Here is an 8,480-nt window from a genome sequence, read left to right as displayed (position 1 = left end):
GTCCATCTGCGCCGCACCCGTGATCATGTTCTTCACATAGTCCGCGTGCCCGGGGCAGTCGACGTGCGCATAGTGGCGAATGTCGCTTTCGTATTCGACGTGCGCGGTCGCAATCGTGATCCCGCGCGCCTTCTCTTCCGGCGCATTGTCGATCTGGTCAAACGCACGGGCTTCGCTCCCGTACTTCTTACCCAGCACCGCCGTCATCGCCGCCGTCAGCGTCGTTTTCCCATGGTCCACATGACCAATCGTCCCCACATTCACATGCGGCTTCTTACGCTCGAACTTTTCCTTGGACATTTCTCGCTTCCCCGGATCGTGACGCTAAAACTCAACAGCGACGCAGGTTGTACGCTGACATTAATATGGAGCTCATGACCGGATTCGAACCGGTGACCTCTTCCTTACCAAGGAAGTGCTCTACCGACTGAGCTACATGAGCCGGATAACTCTATTGCTCTGGCTGCCAGGGCCTCGGCCGGGCCGCCCGCAAGGACGCACCACAACAGGCCAAACGTGGAGCGGGTGATGGGAATCGAACCCACATCATCAGCTTGGAAGGCTGAGGTTCTACCATTGAACTACACCCGCAGAACCCTGGCTTGCCTGACCACCGCCCACTATGGCCGCTGGCTTCAAAAACTCGATGGTGGAGGGAGGAGGATTCGAACCTCCGAAGGCTGAGCCAGCAGATTTACAGTCTGCCCCCGTTGACCGCTTGGGTATCCCTCCTCGATCAAGCCGCGTATTCTGAACCAGCGCGAAGCGCAGCGTCAAGCGCCTCGAGCATTCGCTTCCGGCCGCGGCGCAACAGCCTTGTCTTCTGCGGGGTTGATTCCTATGATCGGGGGCACAGCGGGGGGCGCCAGTGGTCCGCCAGGGCGTTTCCCTTCCGCCGCGGACGCACGTATTGTGTGGCCCATCACTGGTTTGTATACGCAGAGGCCCATGGCGAACACCACTACGGCACCGCGGCTCCCCGGGCTGGCCAAACGCCTGGTCGAGGCCGGCCTGATCGCGGAGGACATCGCCTCCCAGCTGGTCGAGGAGGCCCAGTCCCAGCAGACCCCCCTGATGACCCTGCTGGCCAGCAAGGGCCAGGTGGCGGAGGCCCGGCTCGCGGAGGCCGCCGCCGAGGAATTCGGGCTGCCGGTATTCGACCTCGCGACCTTCGAGCCGGAACTGCTGCCCAAGGATCATCTGAACGAGAAGCTGATCCAGAAGCATCACGCCCTCCCGCTGATGGTGCGCGGCAACCGGCTCTACATCGCCGTCTCCGACCCGACCAATCTTGGCGCCACCGACGAGTTCAAGTTCGCCACGGGCATGCCGGTGGAGGCCGTGCTGGTCGAGTCGCACAAGCTCGACCGCTTGATCGACAGCGCCCTGAGCGCCGCCTCGTCGCTGATGGACGACCTGGGGGACGACGGCCTCGACAGCCTGGCAATCGAATCGGGCGACGACGACAAGGACAGCTCGGACACCGCCGAAGGGGCGGACGATGCCCCGGTAGTGCGCTTCGTCAACAAGCTGTTGATGGACGCCATCAACCGCAAGGCCTCCGACATCCATCTCGAGCCCTTCGAGAAGGACTTCCGCGTGCGCTTTCGCATCGACGGCGTGCTGCACGAAGTGGCCCACCCGCCGAACTCCCTGGCACCGCGAATCACCGCGCGGGTCAAGGTGATGTCGCGCATGGACATCGCCGAACGCCGCGTACCCCAGGATGGACGGATCAAGCTGAAGCTGTCACGGACGCGGGCGATCGACTTTCGTGTCAGCACCCTGCCGACGCTGTACGGCGAGAAGATCGTGATGCGTATCCTCGACCCCAGCAGCGCGTCGATGGGGATCGACCAACTGGGCTACGAGGAACATCAGAAGGAAGCCTATCTGCAGGCGCTCAGCCGGCCCTACGGGATGATCCTGGTGACCGGCCCCACCGGGTCGGGCAAGACCGTATCCCTCTATACCGGCCTCGGCATCCTGAACACCGCGGACCGCAACATCTCCACCGCCGAAGACCCGTCGGAAATCAACATGCCCGGGGTCAACCAGGTCAACGTGAACCCGAAGGTCGGCCTGACCTTCGCCAGCGCCCTGCGCGCCTTCCTGCGCCAGGATCCGGACGTGATCATGGTCGGGGAGATCCGTGACCTCGAGACCGCGGAGATCGCGATCAAGGCCGCGCAGACCGGCCACTTGGTGCTCTCCACCCTGCATACCAACGACGCGCCACAGACGCTGACTCGCCTCGCCAACATGGGCGTGCCACCGTACAACATCGCGTCGTCGATCCTGCTGATCATCGCCCAGCGCCTCGCGCGGCGCCTGTGTCCGAACTGCAAGGAACCGGAACAGCTGCCGGAAGAGGTCCTGCGCAAGGAGGGCTTCACCGACGCCGATATCCAGGCCGGGGTGACTGCCTATCGCGCGGTGGGATGTGACCAGTGCACCAACGGCTACAAGGGCCGCCTCGGGATCTACCAGGTCATGCCCATCAGCGAGGAGATGCAGCGCGGCATCCTGGAGGGCTACAACTCCATGCAGCTGGCGGAACAGGCAGAAAAGGAAGGCATCGAGGACCTGCGCCGCGCCGGTCTGATGAAGGTAATGGCGGGGCTGACCAGCCTCGAGGAAGTCAATCGCGTGACCAAGGACTAGTGCCGCAAGGGGCACGGGTCACCAGCTACAGGGGGACAGGGGGATGGCCGACTCCGGGACGATCTACACCTGGGAAGGACTGAACAAGAACGGCGACCGGGTCAAGGGCGAGACCCCGGCCGACAATGAGGCCACCGCGCGCGCCGAACTGCGCAAGAACGGCATTAACGTCGTCAAGATCCGCAAGAAGCCGAAGTCGCTGTTCTCCGGCGGCAACAAGAAGATCGTGCCGGCGGATATCGCTTACTTCCTGCGGCAGATGACCACGATGCTGCAGTCCGGTGTACCTCTTGTGCAGGCGTTCGAGATCGTCGGCCGCGGGAACGAGAAACCCGCGATGCGCGACCTCGTTCTGAAACTGAAAGCGGACGTGGAAGGCGGCGAGACCTTTGCCAAGGCCCTGTCCAAGCACCCGCGTCACTTCGACGACCTGGTCACCAACCTCGTCGAGGCGGGCGAGCAGGCGGGGACGCTCGAGACCCTGCTGGACAAGATCGCCACCTACAAGGAAAAGACCGAGGCCCTGAAGGCCAAGATCAAGAAGGCCCTGTTCTACCCCGCAGCGGTCGTCGTGGTGGCCATCGTGGTCACCGCGATCCTGCTGATCTACGTGGTCCCGCAGTTCGAGGCCCTGTTCCAGGGCTTCGGTGCCGACCTGCCGGTGTTCACGCGGATGGTGGTGGACCTCTCGGAGTTCACCCAGAGCTGGTGGTGGGCGATCCTCGGGGTCATGGTGGCGATCGGCTTCGTCTTCGTGCAGGCCAAGCGGCGCTCGCCACGTTTCGCCCGCTTCCTCGACATCATCATCCTCAAGGCCCCGGCCTTCGGGCCGATCCTGCGCAAGGCCGCGATCGCGCGCTTCGCCCGCACGCTGTCGACCATGTTCTCCGCAGGGGTCCCGCTGGTGGATGCCCTGACCTCGGTCTCCGGGGCCACCGGCAACGCGGTCTACCGCGAGGCGACCCTGCGCATGCGCGACGAGACCGAGGCAGGCGGGCAGTTGCAATGGTCGATGCGCAATACCGGCGTGTTCCCCAACATGGTGGTGCAGATGGTCGCGATCGGCGAGGAATCCGGCTCACTGGACTCCATGCTGGCCAAGGTCGCGGACTTCTACGAGGACGAGGTCGACAACGCCGTCGACAGCCTGTCCAGCCTGCTGGAACCGCTGATCATGGTGGTTCTGGGCGTGCTGGTCGGCGGTCTGGTCATCGCCATGTACCTGCCCATCTTCCAGATGGGTCAGGTGATCTAGGGAATGCTGGCCGAGACCGGCGCGCAACTGGGCGCCTGGGCCCTGCCGATCGCCGGGGTCTTCGGGCTGCTGATCGGCAGTTTCCTGAACGTGGTCATCGCGCGCCTGCCGGTGATGCTGGAACGCGACTGGGAACGCGAGGCCCGCGCCATCCTCGAGCACGAACCGCCGGGCGCAGAGGAGCGTTTCGACCTGGTGCGCCCGCGCTCGCGCTGCCCGCAATGCCAACGCCCGATCCGAGCGCTGGAGAACGTGCCCCTCCTCAGCTATCTGCTTTTGCGCGGGCGCTGCCCTGGCTGCGGCACCCGCATCAGCTGGCAGTATCCCGCGGTCGAGGCGCTCACCGCGCTGCTGTTCATCGTGACGATCTGGCACCTGGGGCCGAACGCCACAGGCCTCCTGGCCCTGGTGTTCACCGGCGTGCTGATTGCGGCGGCCGGCATCGACGCGCGCACGACCCTGCTCCCGGACCAGCTGACCCTGCCCCTGCTGTGGCTGGGCCTGCTGGTCAATATCCCGGGGACCTTCACCGACCTGCAGTCGGCGGTCATTGGCGCCGTCGCCGGCTACCTGGTGCTGTGGCTGATCTTCCATGGCTTCCGCCTGCTGACCGGCAAGGAGGGCATGGGCTTCGGGGACTTCAAGCTGCTGGCCGCGCTGGGCGCCTGGCTGGGCTGGCAGGCCCTGCCGGTCATCCTGCTGCTGGCCTCGCTGGTCGGCGCCGTAGTCGGGATTGCGTTGATCCTGCTGCGCGGCCGGGATCGCAATATCCCGATCCCGTTCGGCCCCTATCTCGCCGCCGCCGGCTGGCTCGCGCTGATCTGGGGAGACGAGCTGCTGGCCCTCTACTTCCCCCAGGGATTCTAGGCGACGGGCATGCTGCGGGTCGGACTCACCGGGGGGATCGGCTGCGGCAAGAGCCGGGTCGCGGGGTTGTTCGCCAGCCTCGGCGTGCCGGTGCTGGATGCCGACGCCATCAACCGCGAGCTGCAGACACCGGGACACGACCTCTACGCTGCCATCGTGAACCGCTTCGGGCCCGGCGTCCTGGATGCCCGCGGGCTTCTGGACCGCGGCGCCCTGCGCAGCCGGATCTTTGCCGACCCGGGGGAGCGCCAGGCGCTGGAGGCCCTGGTCCACCCCGCGGTGGAGGCCCGCATCGAGGAAGACCTCGCCGCGCTGCCATCCGACACGCCCTACGCCCTGATCGTGGTTCCACTGCTGTTCGAGGCCGGCTGGGAGAACCGCTTCGACCATGTGATCGTGGTCCACTGCGAGCCCCACGAGCAGATCGCCCGCGTCACCCAGCGTGACGGCCGCAGCAGCGCCGAGGTGGAGGCCATCCTGGCGGCCCAGATGAATCCCGAGGAGCGCCGCCTGCGCGGGGACAGCGAAATCCGCAATCGCGAAGCCACAACGGAGGCCGACTTGGCGAACCAGGTAGCAGAACGCGACGCCGCCCTGCGCGAGCTGTCCGCCACGACCGCCTCCCGGGTGGAAATCCGCCCCCCGAATACCTGATACTGCCGGGATTCCCGGGCCATGCACCTTCAGCCCTCCTGCCGAACGGGCACGCCGTGAGCCAGACCCTGACCTTCGAACAACCGCTGCATGAACGCGTGCGCCTCCTGCTGCGACTGGAGGCCCTGAACGCGCGCTTCGCCGACGCACTGGAGTCGGGGCGGCCGTTCGACCACCACGAGGCCCTGGTCTCCCTGGTCGATATCTACGCGCTGGTGACCCGCGTCGACATCAAACGCGAGCTGATGGGCGAGATCGAACGCCAGACGGTCAACCTGAACCGCCTGGCCAACCAGCCGGGCGTGGATGCCGAGCGCTTCCGCGAAACCATGGACACGCAGAAGCGGCTCCATGATGCGCTGGAGGAACAGGCCGGCGCCCTCGATCACCGCGTGCGCGGCAGCGAGTTCTTCTCCAGCGTACGCCAGCGCATGGCCCTGCCGGGCGGCGCCTTCGACTTCGACCTGCCGATCTACCACTACTGGCTCGCACAGCCAAGCCAGGCGCGCAGCGAACTCCTGCTGGAGTGGTTCGAGCCGCTCAATACCGTCGCCGAGGCGACCGCCCAGGTGCTGCGCTACATGCGCCGCTCGGGCCACGCGGAGCCGGTCACAGCGGAGGAGGGCTACTTCGAGCGCAGCCTGGACACCAGCCATGCCTGGCAGCTGATCCGGGTGACCGTCGACCCCACCCTCGGGGTCTATCCGGAGATCAGCGGCGGACGCCAGCGCTTTACCGTGCGCTTCTTCGCCCCGGGCGACTTCCGCGAGCGCCCGGTTCCGGCCAGTCGCGACGTCCCCTTCCAGCTCTGCTGCTGCGCGATCTGACACCGTGACCGGGCTCGTTGCCCGGCGACGGGATCAACCGTCCAGCAGCCCGCGAATGCCGGCAATCCCCTGCGCTCCCGCCCGGCGCGCCTGGGCCAGGTGCCCCGGGGTCATGCCTCCCAGCGCATAAACCGGTACGCCCGCACCGGCCGTCCAGGCAGTGAAGCGCTCCCAGCCCAGCACCTCGGCCCCGGGGTGGGTGGCGGTCACCTCCACCGGCCCGAGGACCACGAAATCCAGCCCCAGCGCGGCGACCCGCGCGAGCCCGGCCCGGTCATGCACCGACGCGCCGATCCAGCCACCCCGGTCCGGACGCGTCTCCAGTTCGCGCCAGCGCCGCTCCGGCAGATGCAGCCCCACCTCCGGGAACCCGGTCAGCCAGTCCGCCGGGGCGTTGGCCAGCACCGGGATACCCAGCGCGCCGGCGGGCCCGGCGATAGCCGCGAGGAAGTCGCGATAGGCCGACGCGTCCAGCGCCGGCGCCCGAACCTGGACCATGCCGGCCCGGCCCGCGCGCAGGGCCCGGACCACGCGCTCCGCGATCGCGTCGGCCTGGCCCGCGCCGTCCGGGGACGGGGTGATCAGATAGCGCTCGGGGAGCCGCAGCGCGCTGAGCATCGCGCGGTTGGCCGCCGGGAAATCCGCCGGGTCGAGGGTGTCCGGGCGCAGCCACGCCATGGTCTGGCCCTCGCGCGGCGCGGGTTCGCCGGACCACGTGCTCACGCGAAACACGTGCAGGCGCACGGCGCGCTCCGAATAGCGGTGATCAATGGTCAGGCACTGAACCGCAGCGCCGACCCGGACGCCCAGTTCCTCATCCAGCTCGCGGGCCAGGGCCGTGGCCGGCGATTCCCCCGCGGCCACCTTGCCCCCGGGGAATTCCCGAAACCCGGCCAGGTGCTGCCCGCGCGCACGGCGCGTGACGAGCACGCGGCCCCGGGCATCCAGGATCAGCCCGATCGCGACCTCGACCGGCCGGGAGACAACCGGTTCAGGACCGGTATTCGGCATTGATGCGCACGTACTCGTGGGAGAAGTCGCAGGTGTACTTGCGCGCGCCCGCGGGGCCCCGGCCGAGGTCGATGCGCACATGAATCTCGTCCGCGCCGAAGGCCCGCTGGCCATCGGCCTCTGCATAGGCCGGGGCCCGGCCACCGTCGCGAACGATCTCCACATCATTCACGTGGATCGCGACCCGCTCGATCGCCAGGTCCGGCACACCGGCGCGCCCCACCGCCGCCAGGATCCGGCCCCAGTTGGGGTCCGAGGCGAACAACGCGGTCTTCACCAGCGGGGACAGCGCGACCGTCTCGGCCACCTGCGCCGCTTCTTCGCGCTCCCGCGCCCCGGTCACCTCCACGGTGACGAACTTGGTCGCGCCCTCGCCATCGCGCACGATCGCCTGGGCCAGCTCCAGACACACCGCCGCCAGCGCGGCGAGAAACGCCTCCCGATCCGCCGGCGTGGCGAGCCCGGCGCCGCTGGCGCCACTGGCCATCACCACGACCGCATCGTTGGTCGAGGTATCGCCGTCCACCGTGATCGCATTGAAGCTGTCGCGGTTGGCCACGCGCAGCAGGCCCTCGAGTTCGGCGGCGTCGATGGCGAGATCGGTCCCGATGAAGGCCAGCATGGTCGCCATGTCCGGGTGGATCATGCCGGAACCCTTGGCGATGCCCGTCAGGGTCACTTCGCCCTGCGACAGGGAGACGCGGCGGCTGCAGCCCTTGAGCACGGTATCGGTGGTCATGATCGCACGCCCGGCCTGCATCCAGGTATTGGGCGCCAACCCGGCGTACAGGACCGGCAGGGCCGCGACGATCCGCTCGACCGGCAGCGGCTCCCCGATCACGCCGGTGGAAAACGGCAGGACCGCATCCGCGACGGTCCCGGTAAGGCCGGCCACCGCCTCGCAGGAGGCGCGCGCGGCGGCCAGCCCGGGCTCGCCCGTACCGGCATTGGCGTTGCCGGCATTGATCAGCAGCCAGCGAGCGTGCCCCCGCGCCTGGTGCTCGGCGGCCACCACCACGGGCGCCGCGCGGAAGGCATTGGTGGTGTAGAGCGCGGCGATGGTCGCTTCCGGGCCGGCGTCGATCAGGACCAGATCGTCACGGCCGGCGTAACGGATGCCGGCTGCGGTCGCGGCCAGGCGGATGCCCGGCACGGGATGAAGGACCTCCGGGGCGATCAATCCAACGGCCATTGCGTACGCC

General features: G+C 67.7%; 8 protein-coding genes and 3 tRNA genes. 5 read left to right on the top strand and 6 right to left on the bottom strand.

Annotated features, from left to right (window positions below; genetic code table 11):
• From D105_RS14215 to D105_RS0108805, 4 genes are all read right to left on the bottom strand, one after another.
• Window positions 1-300 (bottom strand): GTP-binding protein (locus D105_RS14215; RefSeq protein WP_018878178.1); only part of this gene is annotated, 300 nt, incomplete at its 3' end.
• Window positions 301-366: 66 nt separating this feature from the next.
• Window positions 367-442, bottom strand: a tRNA-Thr gene (locus tag D105_RS0108815).
• A 75-nt stretch (window positions 443-517) separates the two neighbouring features.
• Window positions 518-591, bottom strand: a tRNA-Gly gene (locus D105_RS0108810).
• A gap of 56 nt (window positions 592-647) precedes the next feature.
• A tRNA-Tyr gene (locus tag D105_RS0108805) sits at window positions 648-732 on the bottom strand.
• A 216-nt stretch (window positions 733-948) separates the two neighbouring features.
• Between D105_RS0108805 and pilB the strand changes: the two genes are divergently transcribed.
• From pilB to zapD, 5 genes are read left to right on the top strand one after another with little or no spacing between them, the layout of a single operon-like run.
• Window positions 949-2,664 (top strand): type IV-A pilus assembly ATPase PilB, encoded by a 1,716-nt coding sequence (gene pilB / locus D105_RS0108800; protein WP_018865668.1) that lies wholly within the window; start codon window positions 949-951, stop codon window positions 2,662-2,664.
• Window positions 2,665-2,707: 43 nt separating this feature from the next.
• Complete coding sequence (locus D105_RS0108795) at window positions 2,708-3,919, top strand: type II secretion system F family protein (protein WP_018865667.1); 1,212 nt, start codon at window positions 2,708-2,710, stop codon at window positions 3,917-3,919.
• Between the two features lie 3 nt (window positions 3,920-3,922).
• Window positions 3,923-4,786: an A24 family peptidase gene (locus D105_RS0108790; RefSeq protein WP_018865666.1), complete on the top strand. Its 864-nt coding sequence runs from the start codon at window positions 3,923-3,925 to the stop codon at window positions 4,784-4,786.
• 9 nt (window positions 4,787-4,795) lie between these two features.
• Entirely contained in the window at window positions 4,796-5,440 is a 645-nt protein-coding gene (gene coaE / locus D105_RS0108785) for a dephospho-CoA kinase (protein ID WP_018878177.1), read from the top strand.
• A 56-nt stretch (window positions 5,441-5,496) separates the two neighbouring features.
• Window positions 5,497-6,267 (top strand): cell division protein ZapD, encoded by a 771-nt coding sequence (gene zapD, locus D105_RS0108780; RefSeq protein ID WP_018865664.1) that lies wholly within the window; start codon window positions 5,497-5,499, stop codon window positions 6,265-6,267.
• 33 nt (window positions 6,268-6,300) lie between these two features.
• On the opposite strand, the gene D105_RS0108775 is transcribed toward zapD, so the two are convergent.
• Window positions 6,301-7,278 carry a Nudix family hydrolase gene (locus D105_RS0108775; protein ID WP_018878176.1) on the bottom strand — a complete coding sequence of 326 codons (978 nt, stop codon included), beginning with the start codon at window positions 7,276-7,278 and terminating at the stop codon, window positions 6,301-6,303.
• Window positions 7,259-8,470 (bottom strand): bifunctional glutamate N-acetyltransferase/amino-acid acetyltransferase ArgJ, encoded by a 1,212-nt coding sequence (gene argJ / locus D105_RS0108770; protein ID WP_018879977.1) that lies wholly within the window; start codon window positions 8,468-8,470, stop codon window positions 7,259-7,261. The genes D105_RS0108775 and argJ overlap by 20 nt, the downstream gene beginning before the upstream one ends.
• Window positions 8,471-8,480 lie beyond the last annotated feature (10 nt).

This window comes from Thioalkalivibrio sp. ALE28, assembly GCF_000377425.1.
Taxonomy (GTDB): domain Bacteria; phylum Pseudomonadota; class Gammaproteobacteria; order Ectothiorhodospirales; family Ectothiorhodospiraceae; genus Thioalkalivibrio.
This window is presented reverse-complemented; position numbering and strand designations above follow the sequence as displayed.